The following is a 22,070-nucleotide window of genomic DNA, read 5'->3' as shown; positions in this document are numbered from 1 at the left end:
GTGTCGGGCGATGACGGGATGTGACGCGACCCGAGCCCAGCAACCTGCGTTCGAGGCATCCGTCAATGTCCGTCGTGGGTGAGCACGGGGAGCACTGTGCCGTCGGCGTCGAGGAGCGCGGCGCCCTGGCAGACCCCGAGCGCGGGCACCACGACGATCGTGACAAGCGTCGCTGCGCCGACCAGACCCCACAGGCTCGACCGCGGGGACGGATGCCGCGTCCCTTGCACGATCCCGCAGGCAACGGTGACACCGAGAGCCAGCAGCAGCGCAACCGCGAGGATGCTCGCGCGTCCGGGCGCGGTCGCGAGCAGCGCCACCGCGAATCCCATCCCGACGAAGAGGGTGCCGATGGCAGCCCGCGGGGTCGGCGTCCGGTTGAGGGAGAGACTCGTGGCGCCCCACAGCAGAGCGCCCAGCCCTACGGCCGCCGAAAGCGCACCGAGCACTCGCGAGAGCGGGTCGGCCTGCACAGCGACGATCGCCGCCGCCCCCAACCCGACGGCGACGAGCCCGAAGCCCCACGCGGCGACCGGCACCCACGACGGGGCGCGGCTGACGCGCCCCGTCGTGGACTCCCGAACCGTGGTCACGCCGTCGCGACCCGCGGCGACCGCTCGGCGGCCAGGCCGACGCCGAGCAGCACGATGGCGCTGGCGAGGTGCAGGAAGTGGTCGGGCGCGTTGAGGGCGAGGATGTTCGCCGGCGTGCCGACGAGGAAGAAGCCCACGACACCCAGCAGCAGGTACGCGGCGCCGACCGTGATGTTCACGATCTTGGCTGGACGCGCGCCGGCGATGCCGGCGATGAGCAGTGCCGCTCCGATCAGCAGGTGCGCGACATTGTGCAGCGGATTGACCTCGAAGATGCCCAGGAGCAGCCCGCCCTCGGTCGCGATGAAGCTGACAGGCCCGGTGACGAAGAAGCCCAGAAGACCGACGAGCAGGTAGACGGCGCCGAAGACCGTGGCGACGATGCGATTCGGTGACGAGCCCATGAGAGACCTCTCTTTCCCAGCGGCGATCTGCCGTGCTGTGAAAGGTCTTCGGCGCGGTGGCGGATTCGGATGGGATGCTGCGATGCCATCTTCAGCGGAATGCATCAGTTCTTCACCGTGATGCCCGGCGACTCCTAAGTGGCTGCCTCATCGGGTGGTCTGGTGAGGGCGGCCGATCGAGGACTGACCTTCCCGGCGGCCGCCTACGGGCGGCGCGCGTAGATCCCGTCGTTGATGTCGTGGTACACGATCGTGACGTCGATGAAGCCGGCATCCTCGAACTCGGCCTTCAGCTGCTCGGGAGTCCGCTCGGGCACGCCCCAGCCATCGAGCATCACGCGGTTGAGGCTGTATTGGCGGGCCTCGTCGCCGTGAGGGTCGTCGGCCATGCGGCCGTGATCGCCGAAGACCGGCGAGCGCACGACGCCGCCGCTGCGCACATTGGCGAACAGTGAGGCGAGCGCCGCCTGTCGGGACGGGGTCGGGAAGAACCACTGACTCCAGAACCCGAAGTCGAACGGCTCGTCAGTGCGGTAGGTCGTCGCGTCGCCGGTGACGATTTCGATGCGATCCCGGATGCCGAGATCCGAGGCTCGCCGTCGCGCCTCCTCTGCGAGAGCAGGGTCGAGTTCGACGCCGACGGCGCGCAGACGAGGCATCGCTTGGAGAACGGTGAGCATGCGGCCGGCGACTCCGCAGCCGAGCTCGAGGTGCCGGCCCCCTTCGGTCATCCCCGACCACCACGGCGACGCGGCGATCTCGGCACGGATGCGCTCCACGAGCTCGGGCGAGTAGGGGTTGGGTGACACCGCATGCGCGAACGTCGAGCGGTCCTCGGGCGAGAGGCTCGCGTACGCGGACTCGCGTCCCGAGAGCATCGCGTCGATGACACGGCTCTGGGCGATCATGTCGGCGAGGCTGACGAACGCCCCGCCGCCGGTGATGGCACGCCAGTCGGGTGTCAGCCGGAAGCCGTCTGCGACCGGTTCCGCGATGCCGTTGGCGACGAGCGCGCCGCACAATGCCACGACAGTATCGAGCGGTAAGCCCGTCGCCGCTGCGAGGCGGGTGGTGTCCGAACCTTCGCGCAGTTCTCGGAGCATACCGGCGCGCTCGGCCCGATCGATGACCTGCAGAAGAGCACTCGCGGTGACCAGCGGAGTCACCACAGCCCTCATCGCAGTGAAGAACTCGACCTCCTGCTCCATGCGGCCCCCTCCGACATGCGCCTCAGACTAGACCCGCTGAGCCCGGCGGCCAGGCGCCCGTGCTCACACGGCGAGTCTGCGGCACGCAAGCGCGGGAGAGAAGGGGTTGACCGGAGAGGTGGATGTCGGCTCGCGGGTCGGGCACCGCATCCGCCACGGCCTATCAGCCGGAATACATCTTCGGGGCCCGATGACGAGCCTCGCGGAGACCGCAGGAGGGGATTGCCATGCGCGCACCCACGGAAGCATTCGCCTACCGCTACACCCACTACGGTGACGCCGACGTGCTCAGACGCCATCAATACCCGCTGCCGAGTCCCGGTCCGGGTGAGGTGCTGGTCGAGGTGATCTCGACGGCGATCAACCACATGGATGCCTTCCTGCGCAACGGCAAGGAAGACACCTGGCACGACGACCCGTGGCCGCGGTCGTCGGGCAGCGACTTCGCGGGGATCGTCCGTCGCTGCGGCCCGGGCGTCACCGCGTACCGGATCGGTGCCGACGTCGTCGGGCACACGAGAACCGGTGCCCATGCCAGCCACGTCGTCGTGCCGGCGCATCAGCTCGTGCTCAAGCCACCGGCCGTCACCTGGGAGGTCGCGGGCGGTCTCTTCCTCGCCGGAGGCACGGCGCTCGAGACCCTCGACGACCTGCGGATCGCGGCATCCGACACCGTCGTCATCTCCGCGGCCGCCGGCGGCGTGGGCAGCATCGAGGCGCAGGTGGCGAAATACCGCGGCGCGCGCGTGATCGGCACGTGCGGCGAGCGCAACTTCGACTATCTGCGGCAGCTCGGCATCACGCCCGTGAAGTACGGCGAGGGGATCGCGGAGCGGATCCAGCGCGCCGCGGGCAGATCGGTCACCGCCTACATCGACAACTACGGCAAGGACGGCCGCGAGGTCGCCGAAGCGCTCGGGGTCACGCCCGGCCGCTTCCGCTCCAGCGCCGACCGGCGCGACGTCGAGCTTCGGCTGCTGCAAGACGATCCAGACTCCACCGCGCACGCGACGCAGGTGCTGCAGACGGTGGTCGACCTGGCCGCCGCAGGCGCGTTCCGGCTGCTCGTCTCGGGGCTGTATCCGATCGACGACATCGTGGACGCCTTCGAAGACCTGGCCAGGCTGCACGCGCGCGGCAAGATCGTCCTCGCCACTCGTCCGGTCACGCGAGTGCGCACGCTGCGCTTCCGCGAGGTGCTCGATCGGTCGCTGTGACCGCAGGCTCACGCGACGGCGACGGCGCCACGAGCCGAGAGAGTGAGGTCACGGGCGGTCGTACGGGCGCATCAACGCACCGGCCGCTCGGGACGGATCGTCCACCCGACTTCTTCGAGCGCGGCGGCCAGACGTCGGGCGTGGGAAAGAGCCACCTCGCGCGAGGTCTCGGAGAAGACGTCGATCGCGAGCGGGGGTGGGTCCGCGAACTTGGGGATCTCGACCTGCGCCCACGCGTCGGTACTGAGCCAGACGCGCGGACTCACGGAGCCGGCGCCCTCCACCTCGCCGTCTGCCACGAAGGCGACCGTGTCGAGCGCATCGAGCTTGGTGATCGGGAGGTCGATCACCAGCGTCACGACGTGCAACGTGCCCACACAGCGAGTGTGCGCCAGAGGAGGGCTGCAGAAGAAGCGGTTGACAGAAGTTCGGGCTTGGTGCGCGAAGCAGGAAGGCGCGGGCTTGCGCTTGCTTGTTAACGCGCGTTAGCATCGTGTCCAGATTCAACTCACGCGCGTTAGTCGGTGCGCATCCAACGAAGGACACGACATGTCAGAGACGACCAGGCGCGCGGTGACCATGGCGGACGTCGCCCGTCACGCCGGCGTCTCGCGGTCTGCCGTCTCGTTCGTGCTCAACGACCGGCGCTCGGTGAGCATCGCCGAAGAGACACGTGATCGGGTGCTCGCCGCCGCGGCCGAGCTGGGTTACCGCCCCAACGCGGGTGCACGTGCGCTCGCGAAGAACCAGAGCGACTGGTACGGACTCGTGACCGAGATCGTCACCGCGCCGTTCGCCGTCGAGATCATCAAGGGTGCCCAGGACCGTGCCCTGATCGATGACAAGTACCTGCTCATCGCGTCGACCGAGTCCGACCCAGCCGTCGAGACGGCGGCGATCGAGCGGCTGCTCGAGCAGCGGGTCGAGGGGCTCATCTACGCCGCCACCTGGCACCGCGCGGTCGAACTGCCCGAGATCGCGCGCGAAGTTCCGACCGTTCTCGTCAACTGCTTCGACGCCGAAGGCCGCTATCCCGCCGTGGTTCCCGACGAGCGCACCGGCGGGCGCCGCGCGACGGAGCGCCTGCTCGCCGCAGGGCACCGCCGCATCGGGTTCATCAACCTCGATCCTGAGATCCCCGCCGCCGTCGGCCGGCTCAGCGGCTATCACGAGGTGCTGCAGGAGGCGGGCATCGCCGCCGACGCCCACCTCGAGATCTCGGGACACGCAACCGCTCACGGTGGCTATGACGCAGCATCCGCTCTTCTCGATCTCACCGACCCGCCCACCGCCATCTTCTGCGCGAACGACCGCATGGCGATGGGAGCGTACGACGCGATCAAGGAACGCGGTCTGCGCATCCCCCACGACGTCGCCGTCATCGGATTCGACAACCAGGAGCTCATCGCGGGCTACCTCAGGCCGGGTCTCACGACGGTTGCACTGCCCTTCGAGACGATGGGCGCCCTCGGCGTGGAACTCCTCGCCGGCATGATCGCGGGTCAGTCGACCGGCACGGGAACCGTGACGGTCGACTGCCCGCTCCTCGAACGCGCATCGGTGTGACTGGACATCTCGTCCGACGCGCAGCCCCCTTCGGCTTCAACGAAGAAGAAAGGAACACCCTCATCATGACAGTTCACCGCAAAGCGGTGCTGATCGCCGCCGCCCTGGCGGCCGCGGCAGCACTCGCTCTCTCCGGCTGCAGCGCCGGCGGAGGCGAACCCGCCGACTCGCTCGACGGCTCGCAGCTGTTGACCATCCCCCGTGAGGACATGGGGACGTTCGACCGCAACTTCAACCCGTTCGCCAACCCCGACTTCCCGATGACCCACGTGGCCATCTACGAGTCGATGCTCGTCTACAACCCCGCCGACGGCTCGACCACCCCGTGGCTGGCGACCGAGTGGGAGGTCGCGCCAGACAGCATGGGCATCACGTACCACCTGCGCGAGGGCGTGAAGTGGTCCGACGGCGAGCCTCTCGTCGCCGACGACGTCGTGGTCTCGTTCGACCTGCAGCGCGAGGTGCGCGGCGGGTTCGACTACATCGAGTCGGTGACGGCGGTCGACCCGCTCACGGTGCAGTTCGACTTCACCGAGCCGTTCTCGCCCGCGCTGCTCGACATCGGTCAGCAGGTCATCGCTCCCGCGCACATCTGGAACGACGTCGACGACCCGACCAAGTTCGCAAACGAAGAGCCCGTGGGCACCGGCCCGTACACCGAGATCACCAACTTCCAGGCGCAGTCCTTCGACCTGGGCAAGAACCCGAACTACTGGCAGCCCGAGAAGCAGCGGATCGAAGGCATCCGCATGCTGGCGTTCGCCGGCAACGACGGCGCGAACCTCGCCGCCGCCAACGGCGACGTCGACTGGGCTCCGCAGTTCATCCCCAACATCGACGAGGCGTACGTCGCGAAGGACCCGGAGCACCGGTTCTACTGGTTCCCGACGACCGGGTCGATGATCAACTGGCAGTTCAACACCACCAAGGCCCCGTTCGACGACGCGAACGTGCGCAAGGCGCTGTCGATGGCGGTCGACCGCGAGCAGGTCACCGAGATCGGCATGCAGGGCTACACGCACCCCGCCGACTGCACCGGTCTCTCGGGTTCATACGATGCATGGCGTGACGAGGCCGTCGTCGATTCGTGCACGTGGACCGAGCGCGACCTCGAGGGTGCCGGTGAGCTGTTGGATGCCGCGGGCATCACGCTCGCCGCCGACGGCACGCGCGTGCTCCCCGATGGGACGCCGTTCGCCTTCGACTTCTCTGTCGGCTCGACCTCGAGCGACTGGGTGTCGGTCGGCAACGTCATCTCGCAGAACCTCGCCGAGCTGGGCGTGACTGTCACGGTCGCGGCGAAGGACTGGGGCGATGTCGTCGCCTCGTATGAGAACGGCACCTTCGACTCGGGCATCGTGTGGAGCGCCAATGCCCCCACGCCGTACCAGTTCTACCGCGGTGTGATGTCGACCGAGACGGTCAAGCCGGTCGGTGAGCAGTCGTTCGACAACTATCACCGCTACGGCAACCCGGAGGCCGACGCGCTGCTCGCGCAGTTCGCCGCGAGCTCCGACGAGGCCGAGCAGCAGTCGATCATGAACGATCTTCAGGCTCTGTTCGCCGAGGTGGCCCCGGTGGCGACGCTGTTCCCCGGACCGGAGTTCGGCGCCGCCAGCACCCTGCGCTTCACGGGCTGGCCGACGGAGGACGACCCGTACGCACCCCTGGGTGGCGTGCGCTCGCGCACCGCCGTGCTGATCCTGACCAGCCTCGAACCGGTCGTCGCCGACTGACACATCGTGTCGTCCTGCTGCGCCGCCCGTGCGGTGCAGCAGGACGACCGTGGAGACTCATCATGGGCTACATACTGCGACGGCTCGGTTTCTACCTCGTCGCGTTCTGGGTATCGATCACCCTCAACTTCTTCCTTCCGCGGTTCATGCCCGGAGACCCCGTCTCGCGTATGGTCGCGCGGCTGCAGGGGCAGATCCGCCCCGAGCAGATCGAGGCGCTGCGCGAGACGTTCGGCCTGAGCGACGCCCCGCTGTGGGAGCAGTACCTGCGCTACCTCGGCCAGATCTTCTCCGGAAACCTGGGATTCTCGATCTCGCGGTTCCCGACACCGGTGATCGACGTGATCTCGAGCGTGCTCGGCTGGACGCTGCTGCTCGGCTTCGTGTCGCTGATCGTCGCTGTCGTCATCGGCAACGTGCTCGGCATCCTGGCGGCCTGGCGCCGTGGCGGCATCCTCGACTCCGTCGTGCCTCCGGTGCTGATCTTCATCGGCTCGTTCCCCTACTTCTGGCTCGCGATGGGGCTGCTGTACCTCTTCGGGGTCACGCTCCAGGCGTTCCCGCTGAGGCACGCGTACGAGGTGGGCACCGTGCCCGAGTTCTCGCTGGCCTTCGTCGGCGACGTCGCGTATCACCTGATCCTGCCCGCGACGTCGATCGTGCTCGTCTCGATCGGCGGCTGGATGCTCGGCATGCGCAACACGATGATCGCCACGAACGCCGAGGACTACATCGTCATGGCCGAGGCGAAGGGCCTGCGCCCGAACCGCGTCATGATGCAGTACGCGGCCCGCAACGCGCTGCTGCCGTCCGTCACCGCGTTCGGCATGTCGCTCGGCTTCGTGGTCGGCGGCGCGCTGCTCACCGAGGTCGTCTTCGCCTACCCGGGCGTCGGCTACACGCTGCTCGCCGCGGTGCAGAACCTCGATTACCCCCTCATGCAGGGACTCTTCCTCACGATCACCACGGCCGTGCTGATCGCCAACTTCCTCGTCGACATCGTGTACGTGCGCCTCGATCCGCGCGTACGCGTGAGCTGAACGGAGGGTGCGACATGTCACTCGCGCAAGATCCTCGCGTCATGGCCGAACTCGATCTCGGCTCGCCTCCCGGTCCCGACGGTGAGGTCGTCGCCGCCCCGCCTCCCCGCCGCCGACGCGGCGGGGGAGGGCTCCTCCGGGGCCTCCTCGGCAACGGGAAGTCCCTCTCGGGCGTCGTCATCCTGGTGCTCTTCGCGCTCATGGCGATCTTCGCCCCGGTCATCGCTCCGGGCGACCCCACCCTGATCCAGGGCATCGGCTCCCAGCCCCCGTCCGCCGAGCACTGGCTCGGCACCACTGCGAAGGGGCAGGACGTCTTCGCCCTCAACGTCTGGGGCGCCCGCTCATCGCTGTTCGTCGGATTCACGGTCGGCATCGCCGCCACCTTCGTCGGCCTCCTCGTCGGATTGGCGTCGGCATACCTCGGCCGCACGATCGACAACCTGCTGTCGCTCGTGACCAACGTGTTCCTGTTGCTTCCCGGGCTGCCGCTGCTCGTCATCCTCGCCGCGTTCCTGCCGCAGGGCCTCGGCACCGTCATCCTGGTGCTCGTCATCACGGGCTGGGCCGGCTCCGCCCGCGTGCTGCGCTCGCAGGCGATGTCGATCCGCGGCAAGGACTTCGTCTCGGCCGCGCAGGTCACCGGGGAGGGCGGGCTGCGCATCATGTTCCGCGAGATGCTGCCCAACATGGCGTCGATCGTCATGAGCACGTTCCTCGCGTGCGTCATCTTCGGCATCGGCGCCCAGGCGGGTCTGGAGTTCCTCGGACTCGGCGACATCAGCACCGTCAGCTGGGGGACGAACCTGTACTGGGCAAGCAACGACGGCGCCCTCTTGACGGGCGCCTGGTGGGTCTTCGTCCCGCCCGGGGTGTGCATCGCGCTCGTAGCCTTCGCCCTGGCGCTGGTCAACTACGGCGTCGACGAGACGACGAACCCGCGCCTGCGCCGGCCGCGCCGCCGCACCACCCCCGACGCACCGACGCGCGTCGCCGCCCGCACGGGGAAGGAGGCGGCACGATGACCGCACCTCTCCTCGAAGTCGACGACCTCTCGGTCGAGTACGTCACCGAAGCGAGGACGGTGCGCGCCGTCGATCGCGTGTCGTTCTCGATCGCCGAGCGCGAGGTGTTCGGACTGGCCGGCGAGTCCGGCTGCGGCAAGTCCACGATCGCCAATGCGATCCTCCGGCTGCTGCGCGACCCGGCACTCATCTCCGGCGGCTCGATCCGCTTCTCGGGCACCGACGTGCTGGCGCTCACCGCCGAAGAGCTGCGGGAGTTCCGCTGGCGCCAGGTGGCGATGGTGTTCCAGAGCGCGATGAACTCGCTCAATCCGGTGATGACCATCGGGGACCAGATCGCCGACATCTTCACCACGCACGAAGGCGCCTCCCGCAAGACCGCGCTCGCCCGCGCCGGAGAGTTGCTCGACCTCGTCGGCATTCCCCGCGAGCGGCTTCGTTCCTACCCGCACCAGCTGTCGGGCGGGATGCGGCAGCGCGTCGTCATCGCGATGGCGACGGCGCTCAGACCTCCGCTGCTCATCATGGACGAGCCGACCACGGCGCTCGACGTGGTGGTGCAGCAGGAGATCATGGCGCAGATCAAAGACCTGCAGCACGAACTCGGGTTCGCGATCCTCTTCATCACCCACGACATGTCGCTCATGGTGGAGCTGTCGGATCGCATGGCCGTGATGCACGCGGGGCGGTTCGTCGAGACCGCGCGAGCCGGAGAGATCTTCGCCGCGCCGCAGCATCCGTACACGCGCGCTCTGATGAACGCGTTCCCACCCATGTCGGGTCCGCGGGCACGCCTGCAAGGACTCGGCGAGGGCGTGCGATTCCGCGAAATCCCCGACCTGCAACAGGTCGGCCCCACGCACTGGGTCGCGCCGAGCGACGGCGCATCCCTCATGACGGAGACGATCTCATGACCCCACACGACACCCCCGTGCTCTCGACACGCGGACTCGAGAAGACCTTCACCATCGGGGGGACGCTCTCCCGCAAGCGGGTGCGCGCCCTCGGCGGCGTCGACCTCGACATCGCGCACGGTGAGATCGTCGCGCTGGTCGGCGAGTCCGGGAGCGGCAAGTCCACCCTCGCCCGGTGCCTCGCGCGACTGGAGCAGCCGTCGGCGGGCACCTTCCTCTTCGAGGGCGAAGACGTCATGGCGACCTCGAAGCGACGAGCGACCCGGGAGTACCGCTCGGCCGTGCAGATGATCTTCCAAGACCCCTTCGGCTCACTGAACCCGGTGCACCGTGTGGGCCACTTCCTCGAGCGTCCGCTGCGCATCCACGGCGCCGCGTCCGGACGCGCCGCCATGGAGCAGGCCAAGCAGCGACTGATGCAGAAGGTGGGTCTTCCCGCCGAGATGCTGGAGCGCTACCCCCACGAGCTCTCCGGCGGACAGCGCCAGCGCATCGCCATCGCCCGCGCGCTCGCCGTGAACCCGCGGCTGATCCTGGCTGATGAGCCCACGTCGATGCTCGACGTGTCGGTGCGCATCGGGGTGCTGAACCTCATGAGAACGCTCTGCGAGGAGCAGGGCATCTCGATGCTCTACATCACGCACGATCTCGCCTCGGCGCGCTACCTCGCCGACCGCATCGTCGTCATGTTCGCGGGCGAGTTCGTCGAGGGCGGCGACGCGATGGAGCTGCTCGCGAACCCGCAGCACCCGTACACGCGGCTGCTGATCTCCGCCGTGCCCGACCCCCATCGCACGCGGCCGTTCGACCCGGTCGAACGCGCTCGCCTCCGCCGGCAGGTGCTGGCGCCGTCTTCCTGCGCGCTGGCCCATACCGCCGCCGAGTCGTGCTCCGACGCGAAGCCGGTCTTCCATCACGTCAGTGAGCGGCCCGAGCACTGGGTGCGGTGCGGGCTCTACGCTCCACCCTCCGATGCGCCCGGCACCGCCCTGGAACCGTCCGACGACCTCGAAGAGAGCCCTGCCGCATGACCGCGACATCCACGTCCACGCTCGTCCCGGCCGAGCTGATCGCGCGCGCCGCCGCCGACCCGCACCGTCCCGTCTACCACTTCACCGCGCCGGCGGGATGGCTCAACGACCCCAACGGCCTCACCCAGCGTGACGGCGAGTACCACCTCTTCTACCAGTTCAACCCATACGAGCCCCTCCACCACCGCATCCACTGGGGGCACGCCGTCAGCACCGACCTGGTGCACTGGCGCGACCTGCCCATCGCGCTGACCCCGAGCGACGGCCCCGACGTCGACGGGTGCTGGTCCGGCGTGCTCGTGTACGACGGCGACACCCCCACGATCGTGTACTCCGGTCGGCACGGTGAGAGGGAGCTGCCGTGCGTGGCGACAGGTTCGCCGGATCTCGTCGAGTGGACCAAGATTGCCGAGAACCCGGTGATCGCGGCGCCGCCCGCAGACGTCGAGGTCACGGCCTTCCGTGACCACTGCGTGTGGCGCGAAGGCGACGCCTGGCGCCAGCTGATCGGCTCCGGCATCCGCGGCCAGGGGGGAACGGCGTTCCTGTACGAGTCCACCGACCTGCGCGAATGGGCGTACGTCGGGCCGTTGCTGGTCGGCGACAGCGCGGCGGGCGAGGCGGGCGCTCCCGACTGGACCGGCACCATGTGGGAGTGCGTCGACCTGTTCCGGGTGGGCGGGGAGGACGGCGCGCACCGCGACATCCTCGTGTTCTCGGCGTGGGACGACGGTGTCACCCACCACCCGCTCTACTGGTCCGGCCGGTACGAGGGCGACCGCTTCGTCCCCGCGGCGCTGCATCGCCTCGATCTGGGCGGACGCTATTTCTACGCGCCCCAGTCGATGCGCGACGAGTCGGGCCGGCGCCTCATGTTCGGGTGGTTGCAGGAAGGGCGACCCGACAGTGCCGCCGTCGCGGCGGGGTGGTCGGGGGTCATGTCGCTGCCGCGCGTGGTGACGGCCGCTCCCGATGGGTCCCTCCGCCAGGCGCCGGCTCCCGAGGTCGACGCACTGCGCGACGAGCAGCTGGTGTCCTTCTCGTCGGTGCTGAGCGCGGAATCGGTGGAAGTCGTCCGTGGGGACGAGCTCGATCTCGAGCTGCGGCTGACGCTTCCCCACGGCGGTGCCGTCACGATCGCCCTGCGGGCCACCGACGACGACGCCGAGCGAACGCACCTGCACCTGCAGCGACACGGCGATCGCGCCGAGCTGACGCTCGACCGCACGCGGTCGAGCCTGGACCCCGCGGTCGACGCGAGCCCGCGCGCGGGGGAGGTGCCCGTCCAAGCCGACGGCCGCCTGGACGTGCGGATCCTCGTGGATCATTCGGCGCTCGAAGTCTTCGCAGGCGGAGTCCCGCTGACGACGCGCGTGTACCCGACCCGCCCGGACGCCCTCGGCATCCGCCTGTCCGGGGATGGCGTCCCGGCGCAGCTGCGCGTCTGGTCCATGCACACGGTCGCACGGGACGCGGCGGCGGCGGCCGGCGCATGAGCATCGGCCCAGGGCAGCCGGCGGTGCGCACCATGCGGCCCGAGTTTCATTTCAGCGTGCCCGACAACTGGAAGAACGACCCGCAGCGGCCGATCTTCGTCGACGGTGAATATCACTACTACTACCTGTACAACGCGGACTACCTCGCCGGCGGCATCGGCACCTCATGGCGCCGGGCCACCACCCGGGACCACGTGAGCTTCGTCGATCACGGCGTCGCCGTCGAGAAGTTCACCAACGGCAACGGTGACTGCTGGTCGGGATCGCTCGTCATCGACACCGAGGACACCGCCGGCTTCGGACGCGGAGCCGTGGTCGCCGTGGTCACGCAGGCCCGGGTCGACCAGGTGCCGGAGGGAGGCCAGGCGCAGTACATCTGGTACTCCACCGACGGCGGCCGATCCTTCCGGCCCGGCGCGAACGACCCCGTGCTGGCCGACCCGGAGCGCACCGAGTTCCGCGACCCGAAGGTGATCTGGGACAGCAGCCGCGACCGGTGGTTCATGGCCCTTGCCGAGGGCGACCGCCTCGGCTTCTACGCGTCGCCCGATCTCGCCACGTGGACGCGGGTCGGCGAGTACGCCCGCGGCGACCTGGGACTGCTCGAGTGCCCGGACATCTTCGAGATGACCGCCGACGACGGATCGTCGCGCTGGGTTCTGGGGGTCAGCGCCAACGCGAAACACCGCGGCCTTCCCGCCACCTACGCCTACTGGACGGGCGCCTTCGACGGCAGTCGATTCCTTCCCGATGCGCATGAGCCCCGTTGGCTCGACTGGGGCTTCGATTTCTACGGCGCCGTCACCTACCCCCACCACGACGCTTCCGGCGAGGAAGACGCCTCCCTTCGCCACGTCATCGGCTGGGCGAACTTCTGGGACTACCCTCACAACACCCCTACCCTCGTGACCGACGGCTACAACGGCGACGACATGATCGTCCGAGACCTCCGGCTGGTGCGCGAGTACGACGGATACGCCCTCGCCGCCACTCCCACCGCTGCGCTGACGGGATACGCCACTCGCACGCACCGCCTCGGTGATGTGGAGGTCGACGGCGACCTCGATCTCGGCATCCGCGCGTCCGCGTACGACCTGAGCTGCGAGATCCAGTGGAATACCGAGGCCGCAGACCACACCGGCGACATCGGCTTCGAGGTGTGTCGCGCCGTCGGCGGGTCGCGCTTCGTCGCCGCCGGGCTCAACCTGTCCGGTCCGCACGCCTATCTGGACCGAACGCTGACCGTCAACCCCACGCGGGGCCGCACACAAGCGGCGTTCGACCCGTCAACCGGGCGCGTGGGGATCCGTCTCCTGGTCGATCGGACGAGCGTCGAGCTGTTCGTGGACAACGGCCGGAGCGTGCAGTCGCACCGCGTCTTTCCGGCCCCCGGAGATGACGGGATCCGACTCTTCGCGCGCGGCGCGACTGCGGTCTTCCGTGATGTGACGATCAGCGAACTCTCCGTTCCACCGACACCGCGAGCCTGACGCGGGCGATGGCGTGCTCGTGAGCGGCGAGGCACACGCCCGAGACTCGCGACCGACGCCCACCACGGCGATGACCGCGGCGGTCGAGAAATCTCCTCGCTCTGCATCCGAACTCCCATTCCCGCCGGAATCACTCTTCACACGGCGGCGACAGAGCCGCCCGCAGAAGGAGGAACACCATGCGAAAGAAGGTTCTCGCGGGACTCGCCGCCGGCATCGTCGCCGCCCTCAGCCTGGGCGCCCCCGCAACGGCAGCCACGTCCGGCAACGCCGTGCTCTCGGTGCTGCACGGCATCCCCGACACTCCTGTCGACGTCTACGTCAACGGCGAGCTCACCATCGACGACTTCCAGCCGGGCGACCTGGCGGGGCCCCTTGATCTGCCCGCGGGCGCCTACGAGGTCGCACTCACGGCGACCGACGCCACGGACGCCAGCGCGCCGGTGCTCGGCCCGGTGACGCTGACGCTCGAAGCAGGCAAGAACTACACGGCCGTCGCACACCTCAACGCGTCGGGCTCGCCGACGGTCACCCCGTATGTCAACGACACGTCGCCGACCGCGGCGGGGCAGGGGCGACTCACGGTTCGGCACGACGCAGCGGCGCCCCCGGTCGACGTGCTCGCGGGCGGAACGGCCGTGATCCAAGGCCTCGCCAATCCCGACGAGGCGACGCTGAACCTCGCCCCGGGAACCATCGAGGCGTCAGTAGCCGCAGCGGGGACGACCGAGCCCCTCATCGGACCCGCACCCGTCGACGTGCAGGAGGGCGCGCTCACCGTCGTCTACGCGTGGGGGAGCCTCGACAAGAAGAACCTGAAGCTCGCCGTGCAGACGGTCACCGGCCTGCACTCCGCTCCCGACGGCGTGAACTCCGGCACCGGCGGCCAGCTCGCGGAGCGCGACCAGCTCCTGCAGTCGATGTGGGTGCTCGGCGGGATCGCGGTCGCCGCAGCGGTGGCAGCATCCGGTCTCGTCGTGGCGCGCAGCCGGGCACAGCGCTGAAGGGCTGCAAGATGGCCAGGGCGGTCGCAGGGGTCGGAGCTTCCCTTGCGATCGCCCTCGCGCTGACGGCGTGCGGCTCGCCCCCAGGGGCCGCCCCGTCGGCGCCGGCACCTTCTGCGACGGCGACGGCGCTCCCCACGCCCGCCGTCGAGGTGCCGATCGCGGCGGCCACCCCGTCTCCCGCACGGCGGCCGGTGCCGCCTGTCAGGGTGGTCGCCGCCCCCATCGACGTCGACATGCCCGTGGTGCCCGTCGGCGTGGAGACCGGCGGCTTCATGGAGCTGCCGGCCGACCCTGCGATCGGAGGGTGGTACCGCTTCGGCGCCGACCCCGCCGCATCCGACGGCAATGTCGTGATCTCGGCCCATGTCGACTCGCCCGAGTACCCGATCGGCCCGTTCAGCCGGCTGCGCGATCTCGCAGTCGGGGAGGTGGTGGAAGTGACGGATGCCGCGGGGGATACGCGCCGCTACGCGGTGCAGAGCGTCACCTACTACCCGAAGGCCGACCTGCCGGTCAACGACTTGTTCGCCCGATCGGGGGCGCGCAATCTCGTGTTGATCACGTGCGGCGGGGAGTTCGACTCCCGCACAGGCCGCTACGCCGATAACGTGGTCGCGATCGCGACCCCGACCACGTGAGCCGGCAACGGTGCCGGACGAACAGAGGGGAATCAGCGTGGACGACGAGGAAGAGCGCGAGCTGTGCGGCCGGTTCGCCGCCGGCGACGAGCGCGCCCTCGAGCAGATCTACCGCCGCTGGTCGCCGATCGTGTTCACCCTCGCCCTGCGGGTGCTCGGCGACAGAGGGGATGCCGAGGACGTGACGCAGAAGACGTTCGTCTCGGCCTGGACCTCGCGCGCCTCATACGACCCGGCCAAGGGCCGGCTGTCGACCTGGCTCGTCACGATCACCCGCCGTCGCATCGCCGACACCCTCGACGCGCGCCGGCGTGTGCGCGAGCTGCAGGAGAAGCTGCAGCGCTTCGCCGTCACCGATGAGCCGGTGTCGTCCGATATCGACCTCGGCGACCGGCTGCTGCTCGCCGACGAGATCGACCGCCTCGAGCCCGACGCGCAGCGCGTGGTGCGCCTCGCGTTCTACGACGACCTCACCCATCAGCAGATCGCGACGCGTCTCGACATGCCGCTGGGTACCGTGAAGAGTCACATCCGCCGAAGTCTCACCCGCCTGCGCGACCGATTGGAGGTGCCCCATGTCGCATCTTGACCCCGAGCGCCTGGCGCTGGTCGCCGTCGGAGAGGCACCGACGGATGCGGAGACCGCCCATCTCGCGACGTGCGACGTCTGCTCGCTCGAGCTGGCAGAGTTCGAGCACACGGTCGCGGTCGGCCGCTCCACCGTGAGCCTGGGTGAGCTCGAGACGCCGCCGGAGCGGGTCTGGGATCGCATCCTCGACGAGGTCCGGTCGCAGCCGGAGGTCGCGGCATCCCGGATCCCTCCCGATGCTCCCGTGGTCTCTCCGCCGGCTGCCCCGGAGAATCAGCCGGAACCGCGCCGCAAGCCGCGGAGGGGACGGATGCTGTTCGCCCTGGCCGCGAGCATCGCCGTGGTGCTGGCGATCGCCGGCGTGTGGAACCTCGTTCGAACGACGCAGCCGGTCGAGATCGCGTCGGCGACCCTCGATGCCTTCCCGGCTCACCCCGGCGCGGCCGGCACCGCCCGGGTCACCGAACTCTCGGACGGCGAGCGCACGCTCACGGTGAGCCTCGACGACGTCGACGAGAGCGACGGGTTCCGCGAGGTCTGGCTCATCACCGCGGATGCCTCCGACCTGGTGAGCCTCGGCGAGCTCGACGGGAAGAAGGGGACGTTCGTGGTGCCGGAAGACGTCGACCTGCGCGACTACGTGCTCGTCGACGTCTCGCAGGAGCCGCTCGACGGCAACCCCGCCCACTCCGGCGACTCCATCGTCCGCGGGCAGCTCGACTTCAGCTGACCTCCTGCGCGGCTCGGGCGCGCGGGCGTGCTCCGTCCTGAGCTCGCCATGTCGGAGTTGAGCACGAACTCTCGGCCGCCGCATCCAACTCCTCGTCTCCGGGCGAATACCCCTATGGCACCCTCCGTTCGGACCGTGCCGGGCATCGCATCGAAGGAGATCGGAACCATGAAGAAGTCTCGCCTGGCCGTCGCGGCCGTCGCCGCGCTGGCGCTCGTCCTCACGGCCACGCCCGCACAAGCCCACGGCGGCTCCACCCCCACGGGCACGGTCGTCGACGTCGCGGTCGCCGCCTCCGGCGGCGGAACCCCCGATGACAACCCGTGGGACTACGACATCCTCGTCCAGGCGGTGCTCGCCACCGGCCTGAATGGCCCGCTCGCCGATACGAGCAAGACCTACACGCTGTTCGCGCCGAACGACCGCGCGTTCCTGCGGCTCGTGACCGACCTCACCGGCACAGCGCCGGCCAGCGAGGCTGACGCGCTGGCGGCCATCACCTCGACGTTCACCGGCGAGCAGATCGCGAACGTCCTGCTGTACCACGTCGTCGCGGGGCAGAAGCTCGGCTTCGTGCAGATCATCACCGCGGGCTCGCTGACGATGGCCAACGCAGGCGTGGTCGAGCCGCGCGGAATCAAGCTGCGCGACGAGACGCCCGCCCTCGCCGACCCGAGGCTGGTGGTCTGGGCGATCAACATCCCCGCCACCAACGGCGTGATCCACACGATCGACCGCGTGCTGGTTCCGGCGCCCTGACGAACGGCGGCCGCGCCGTGGTGGGCCTCGCTGACCGGGCGTGGCCCACCACGGCGCCGCGCGTCACCCGCGCAGTCGCGGCCGGAAGGCGGTCTCGAGGACACGCCTCGGATCCGCTGGATATCCTCTCCTTGTGTCGCTTCGTGAGGATCTCGTGCCCGAGCGCACCAGCATGGGTCGAGGGATCGACGTGCTGTCCTGCGTCGCCCGGCTCTCGGCGTCGAGTGCGTACGGCGCATCCGTCCAGGACATCGCCCGTGAGCTGCAGCGCGACCGCTCGCAGATCTCGCGCACCCTCGCCGCACTGGCAGCCGAGCGGCTCGTGACGCGGGGTCCGGACGGGCGATACCGCCTGTCGTGGGGCTGGTATGCGGCGGCGGAGCAGCTGGTCGACCGGCGCCTGCGCAGCGAAGGACTCACGATCCTCGACGACCTCTCCGCGACCGTCGGCGAGGCATGCTTTCTCGGCGTCCTGGCCGGAGACGCGACGGTCACCGTCGTCGAGAGCGTGCCAGCCGCCGCGCGCATGATCGGTTCCTGGATCGGCCGCGGGTACCCGGCGTTCTGCAGTGACGCAGGCCAGGCGGTGCTGTGGGATGCCTCGGACGACGAGATCCGCGGAGTATTCAGCCGCACCGAGTTCCGAGGCACGGGCCCGAACGCCGCCACGTCGGTCGACGAGTTCCTGACGCGGCTGGCCGAGGCGCGGGCCAGGGGTTACGCGATCGTGGCGGAGGAGGCCGAGCCGGGGCTGTACTCGGTGTCGGCGCCGGTCTGGGATTTTCGCGGCGAGGTCATCGCGGGCCTGCAGATCGTGGGGGAGCGCCCCAGGCTGGAGCCGAGGTCGGAGGCCCTGGGTGCGGCGTGCGTCGACGCAGCGCGGCGCCTGTCGATGGCGCTGGGCGCCGCTGCCGCACGCGCCGGCTGAGCCCGCTCTGCGTCACGGCTCCTGGACGAGCCGGGTCAGGTGCGCGTGGGCATCGTGAAGCGCGCCCCGCGCTTCGCGCACACGACGCGCCGAGAGAGCCGCGCCGCTGACGCCGATGGATGCCACGATGCCCTGGTCATCGCGGATCGGCAGCGCGTACTCCTGCACGCCTTCGACGTACTCCTCGTGCGCGTCCACCATCCCGCGCTCCCGGTCCCGTTCGAGGAGCCCGTGGAGCTCGTCGACCGACCGCGCCGCACCGGGACCACCGACGCCGACGAACTGGACGTCGTCGAGGAGGACCTGGAGCTCTTCACGGGTGTGGTCCCAGAGCAGCGCCCTGCCGGGACCCGTGCACCAGATGGGGGTCACGATGCCCGGGCGGAGGTAGTCGGCGGACACCCCGGGACCCTTCTCGGAGCGCAGCAGAATCGCGCCGGGCCCCTCGGCCGCCATCAGCTGCGCCGAGACTCCCAGCCGGGAGGCGAGGACGCGCAGGTCCTCCCGGGCCGCGCGCAGCCACGGCCGGCTCAGCGCACCGGCGGCACGGAAGTACTCGTCACCGGCGTGGAAGACCGCAGTGTCGTCGCGCTCGAGATATCCCAGGTCGAGCAGTTCCCGGGTCAGACGCGAGACGCGGCTGCGTTCGATCCCCGTCGCCTCCGAAAGGCGGGATGCATTGTGGCCCTGGCGCCCGGATCGCTCCTGCACCACCGCCGCGTCGAGCAGCGCGATGCCCTGCAGCAGCGAGGAGGGAGCGCTCATGGTTCGGTGCTTTCTGGGCCGGGGACGGTCACCGTCGCGTCACGGAGTGGGAGTCGGCTCGGAGACCGGCACGTTGACGACGACCCGTGGGTTCAGCCGACCCCACGCGGTGTACGCGGCGGCGGCGATCGTGCCGCTCGCCCGCTCGATGTCGGCCGAGCTGATCTGTGCCGATCCCTGTCGTCCGTAAAGTACCACTTCGTCTCCGGCGCCGGCCGTGGGCACGTGGGTGACGTCGACGATCAGACTGTTCATGGCGAGCCGATCGACCACCGGCGCGAACACGCCGCGCACAAGCACGCCGGCGCGGCCACCGAGTGTCCGCGGGTAGCCGTCGGCGTACCCGAGAGGCACGACGGCCAGTCGGCCGGCGCGGTCGAGTCGTCCGGCTCGGTCGTATCCGATGGTGCTGCCGGCGGGGTACGGGTTGATCGCCGCGATGCGGGAGACGAGCCGCATGGCCGGCCGGAGCCGGGGGGCTGCAGCTGATGTGTCCCCGTAGAGCGCCGCGCCGATCCGCACCATGTCCATACGCGAGCCGGGCACGCTCAGCGCCGCGTACGAGGTCGCACAGTGCTTCTCCAAGAGCCCGCGAGGAGCGCCGAGCAGCCGCTCTGCCGCACCCGCCTGATCCCGGAACGTGCGGGCGCCGGTGATCACATCATCGGCGTCCTCGCACGGGAAGTGCGAGCAGATCCCGACGACGCTCAGCTCGGGACTCGCCGCGATGCGACGAAGGTGGGCCTCCGACTGCGGGTCGCCCCAGTCCATTCCGTCTCGACAGAGTCCCGTGGAATTGAGGGAGAGGTGGATGCGGAGGGGACGCCCGAGCGAGCGGGCGGCAGCGATCACGGCATGCGCGTGATCGCCGCCGCCCACCCACTCCTCGATGTCGAGCCGGCCCGCGTCCTCGATCTCCTCCCGCAGCGCCGCCCGCAACCGGATGATGCGTCCGGCGAAGCCCAGCCGGCGCGCCTCGTCGGCCTCCGGATTGGACGTGATCCCGATGACGTCGACGCCCGCCGCCATCACGATCGGAAGCGTCACCGAGATGCCGTGTCCGTAGGCGTCGGCCTTCACCACGGCGCACAGCCGCGAGGCAGGTCCGAGCTCGCCGCGTACGAGGTCGAGATTGTGCGCGATCGCGCCGGCGTCGATCTCGACCCGAGCAGGCGACGTGCTCATCGGCGCAGCCTCCGTTTCCGTGTTAGCCGCGAGGTCGGCGGACGGGTTCCTCGGCGGCGGGGTCGTCCGCCTCGTCCACGAACGCTTCCTCCGACACCGCGACGACCCGGCGCGCGCCGCGGCGTCCGTAGCGCCACCAGAAGTACAGGTAGCAGAGGCCGACGAACGGCACTCCGAAGTACAGGGCGGCGACCTGGTTCGGGTCGAAAGCGATCGCCACGAGCGAGATCGACAGCAGCACGAAGGCGAGGATGGGGAGCACCGGGTACAGCGGCGTGCGGTACGGCAGCGTGGTGATGTCGCCGCCTTCGCGCACGAACCGCCGGCGGTGGAAGAACTGCGAGGCAACGATCGACATCCACACGGCGACCACGGCGAATCCGGCGATCGACACCAGCACCAGGTAGACGGTCTGCGGCGCGATCACGCTGGAGATCAGCGAGACCAGGCCCAGTGCCAGACTGACGGTGAGTGCGACCAGCGGGATCCCCCGGCGGGTGAGGCGCTGCAGCGCCCGCGGCGCGTGGCCTTCTTCGGCGAGCGAGAAGAGCATGCGGGCGCAGGAGAACAGACCGCTGTTGCCGGCGGAGAGGAGCGCCGTGATGATGACGAAGTTCATGATGTCGGCGGCGTACGGGATGCCGACGTACTCGAACACGTCCACGAACGGGCTGCTGGTGAGGCCCGCGTCCTCGTAGGGCAGAAGCGCCGCGATCACCGTGATCGACCCGACGAACAGGATCAGCAGCCGGAGGACGGTCGATCGGATGGCCTTGGGGATGTTCTTGCCCGGGTCCTTGGTCTCACCGGCGGCGACGCCGATCAGCTCCGAACCGCTGAACGCGTAGAAGACCGCGAGCGCAGTGACGACGACGCCGGCGACGCCGTTCGGGAACAGGCCTTCCGGCGTGACGAAGTTGCTGAACAGCGGGGCGGCAGGGTGTTCGCTCGACAGCGGCGTGAAACCGAAGATCGCCATGCCGCCGAACACGATGAGCGCGACGATCGCGACCACCTTGATCAGCGAGAACCAGAACTCCGTCTCACCGAAGACCCGCGCCGATATGGCGTTGATGGTGAAGAGACCGAGGGCGAAGATCAGGCACCACACCCACACGTCGACGCCGGGGAACCAGCGCTGCATGAGGATGCCGGATGCCGTGAACTCCGAGCCGAGCGCGACGACCCAGCACAGCCAGTAGAGCCACGCGGTGGTGAAGCCGGTGGCGGGGCCGATGGAGCGTGCCGCGTAGATGTGGAAGGCGCCCGAGACGGGATAGGCGAGCGCGAGTTCGCCGAGGCACGCCATCACCAGCCAGACCACGAACGCGCCGATGAGGTACGCGATGATCGCCCCCAGCGGGCCGGCCTGGCTGATGGTGTAGCCGGAGCTCAGGAAGAGCCCTGATCCGATCACGCCGCCGAGGGCGATCATGATCAGGTGTCGCGCGTCCATGGAACGCTGCAGTCGTCGCAGCGGCACCTGGGTCGCGGTGGTGTGGGGGAGGGCGTTCGGAAGCGCACTCTCTTGGGGCAGCGGGCTCATGGCTTCTCGCATTCGGGGTGAAATCAGGTGTCAGGAACTGTGCCACATCATCACAACAATGTGTCTATGGTGCACGCATGATGTGTCGGGCACGTTACCGGGCGCGGGACCGGTGCACAAGGCGGCCGCGCAACTTCGCGACTCGCGAGGGTGATTCGGGCAGACGTCCTGCGCGGCGGTCAATCTGACATCCTGCCCGAGCG

22 protein-coding genes are annotated in these 22,070 nt (G+C 69.5%); 15 read left to right on the top strand and 7 right to left on the bottom strand.

Annotation, left to right across the window (positions count from 1 at the left end; all coding sequences use genetic code 11):
• Positions 1-62: 62 nt before the first annotated feature.
• The 3 genes from JNB61_RS12735 to JNB61_RS12725 form a co-directional block, all read right to left on the bottom strand.
• Positions 63-593 carry a hypothetical protein gene (locus tag JNB61_RS12735; protein ID WP_220288382.1) on the bottom strand — a complete coding sequence of 177 codons (531 nt, stop codon included), beginning with the start codon at positions 591-593 and terminating at the stop codon, positions 63-65.
• Positions 590-997, bottom strand: coding sequence for a DUF4383 domain-containing protein (locus JNB61_RS12730; RefSeq protein WP_220288383.1), 408 nt, complete (start codon positions 995-997; stop codon positions 590-592). Before JNB61_RS12730 ends, JNB61_RS12735 begins: the two co-directional genes overlap by 4 nt.
• A gap of 203 nt (positions 998-1,200) precedes the next feature.
• Positions 1,201-2,205, bottom strand: coding sequence for a methyltransferase domain-containing protein (locus JNB61_RS12725; RefSeq protein ID WP_220339846.1), 1,005 nt, complete (start codon positions 2,203-2,205; stop codon positions 1,201-1,203).
• Between the two features lie 227 nt (positions 2,206-2,432).
• Here JNB61_RS12725 and JNB61_RS12720 point away from each other — a divergent pair, with 227 nt between their 5' ends.
• Positions 2,433-3,422 (top strand): NADP-dependent oxidoreductase, encoded by a 990-nt coding sequence (locus JNB61_RS12720; RefSeq protein ID WP_220339845.1) that lies wholly within the window; start codon positions 2,433-2,435, stop codon positions 3,420-3,422.
• A gap of 71 nt (positions 3,423-3,493) precedes the next feature.
• Here JNB61_RS12720 and JNB61_RS12715 read toward each other — a convergent pair whose 3' ends face one another.
• Entirely contained in the window at positions 3,494-3,799 is a 306-nt protein-coding gene (locus tag JNB61_RS12715) for a hypothetical protein (protein ID WP_308291261.1), read from the bottom strand.
• Positions 3,800-3,971: 172 nt separating this feature from the next.
• Between JNB61_RS12715 and JNB61_RS12710 the strand changes: the two genes are divergently transcribed.
• The 14 genes from JNB61_RS12710 (at position 3,972) to JNB61_RS12645 (ending at position 18,371) form a co-directional block, all read left to right on the top strand.
• Positions 3,972-4,988, top strand: coding sequence for a LacI family DNA-binding transcriptional regulator (locus JNB61_RS12710; protein ID WP_220288386.1), 1,017 nt, complete (start codon positions 3,972-3,974; stop codon positions 4,986-4,988).
• Between the two features lie 65 nt (positions 4,989-5,053).
• Positions 5,054-6,724, top strand: a complete 1,671-nt coding sequence (locus JNB61_RS12705; RefSeq protein ID WP_220288387.1) for an ABC transporter substrate-binding protein — start codon at positions 5,054-5,056, stop codon at positions 6,722-6,724.
• Positions 6,725-6,786: 62 nt separating this feature from the next.
• The gene (locus JNB61_RS12700) at positions 6,787-7,764 is read left to right on the top strand and encodes an ABC transporter permease (RefSeq protein ID WP_220339844.1); all 978 of its coding nucleotides are present in this window, start codon (positions 6,787-6,789) and stop codon (positions 7,762-7,764) included.
• 41 nt (positions 7,765-7,805) lie between these two features.
• Positions 7,806-8,789: an ABC transporter permease gene (locus JNB61_RS12695; protein WP_220339843.1), complete on the top strand. Its 984-nt coding sequence runs from the start codon at positions 7,806-7,808 to the stop codon at positions 8,787-8,789.
• Entirely contained in the window at positions 8,786-9,703 is a 918-nt protein-coding gene (locus JNB61_RS12690) for an ABC transporter ATP-binding protein (protein WP_220339842.1), read from the top strand. Before JNB61_RS12695 ends, JNB61_RS12690 begins: the two co-directional genes overlap by 4 nt.
• Complete coding sequence (locus JNB61_RS12685; protein WP_220339841.1) at positions 9,700-10,734, top strand: ATP-binding cassette domain-containing protein; 1,035 nt, start codon at positions 9,700-9,702, stop codon at positions 10,732-10,734. The genes JNB61_RS12690 and JNB61_RS12685 overlap by 4 nt, the downstream gene beginning before the upstream one ends.
• A complete protein-coding gene (locus JNB61_RS12680; protein WP_220339840.1) occupies positions 10,731-12,230 on the top strand; it encodes a glycoside hydrolase family 32 protein in 1,500 nt (499 codons plus the stop codon). Before JNB61_RS12685 ends, JNB61_RS12680 begins: the two co-directional genes overlap by 4 nt.
• Positions 12,227-13,720, top strand: coding sequence for a glycoside hydrolase family 32 protein (locus JNB61_RS12675; protein WP_223214812.1), 1,494 nt, complete (start codon positions 12,227-12,229; stop codon positions 13,718-13,720). Before JNB61_RS12680 ends, JNB61_RS12675 begins: the two co-directional genes overlap by 4 nt.
• A gap of 179 nt (positions 13,721-13,899) precedes the next feature.
• Complete coding sequence (locus tag JNB61_RS12670) at positions 13,900-14,724, top strand: DUF4397 domain-containing protein (protein ID WP_220339839.1); 825 nt, start codon at positions 13,900-13,902, stop codon at positions 14,722-14,724.
• An 11-nt stretch (positions 14,725-14,735) separates the two neighbouring features.
• The gene (locus tag JNB61_RS12665) at positions 14,736-15,365 is read left to right on the top strand and encodes a class F sortase (protein WP_220288393.1); all 630 of its coding nucleotides are present in this window, start codon (positions 14,736-14,738) and stop codon (positions 15,363-15,365) included.
• Between the two features lie 37 nt (positions 15,366-15,402).
• On the top strand, positions 15,403-15,954 hold the full coding sequence (locus tag JNB61_RS12660; RefSeq protein WP_220288394.1) for an RNA polymerase sigma factor: 552 nt from the start codon (positions 15,403-15,405) through the stop codon (positions 15,952-15,954).
• A complete protein-coding gene (locus JNB61_RS12655) occupies positions 15,941-16,684 on the top strand; it encodes an anti-sigma factor (protein WP_220339838.1) in 744 nt (247 codons plus the stop codon). Before JNB61_RS12660 ends, JNB61_RS12655 begins: the two co-directional genes overlap by 14 nt.
• Before the next feature lie 168 nt (positions 16,685-16,852).
• Positions 16,853-17,443, top strand: coding sequence for a fasciclin domain-containing protein (locus JNB61_RS12650; protein WP_220339837.1), 591 nt, complete (start codon positions 16,853-16,855; stop codon positions 17,441-17,443).
• 133 nt (positions 17,444-17,576) lie between these two features.
• Positions 17,577-18,371, top strand: a complete 795-nt coding sequence (locus tag JNB61_RS12645) for an IclR family transcriptional regulator (RefSeq protein ID WP_220339836.1) — start codon at positions 17,577-17,579, stop codon at positions 18,369-18,371.
• 12 nt (positions 18,372-18,383) lie between these two features.
• Here JNB61_RS12645 and JNB61_RS12640 read toward each other — a convergent pair whose 3' ends face one another.
• From JNB61_RS12640 to JNB61_RS12630, 3 genes are read right to left on the bottom strand one after another with little or no spacing between them, the layout of a single operon-like run.
• Positions 18,384-19,136: an IclR family transcriptional regulator gene (locus JNB61_RS12640; protein WP_220339835.1), complete on the bottom strand. Its 753-nt coding sequence runs from the start codon at positions 19,134-19,136 to the stop codon at positions 18,384-18,386.
• A 39-nt stretch (positions 19,137-19,175) separates the two neighbouring features.
• Positions 19,176-20,321: an alanine racemase gene (alr, locus tag JNB61_RS12635; RefSeq protein WP_220339834.1), complete on the bottom strand. Its 1,146-nt coding sequence runs from the start codon at positions 20,319-20,321 to the stop codon at positions 19,176-19,178.
• Positions 20,322-20,343: 22 nt separating this feature from the next.
• A complete protein-coding gene (locus JNB61_RS12630; protein ID WP_220339833.1) occupies positions 20,344-21,867 on the bottom strand; it encodes an amino acid permease in 1,524 nt (507 codons plus the stop codon).
• Between the last annotated feature and the right edge of the window lie 203 nt (positions 21,868-22,070).

Source organism: Microbacterium ureisolvens (genome assembly GCF_019511645.1).
GTDB classification, from domain to species: Bacteria; Actinomycetota; Actinomycetes; order Actinomycetales; family Microbacteriaceae; genus Microbacterium; species Microbacterium ureisolvens_A.
Note: the sequence above shows the minus strand (reverse complement) of the source record. Positions and strands in the feature narration are given on the sequence as shown.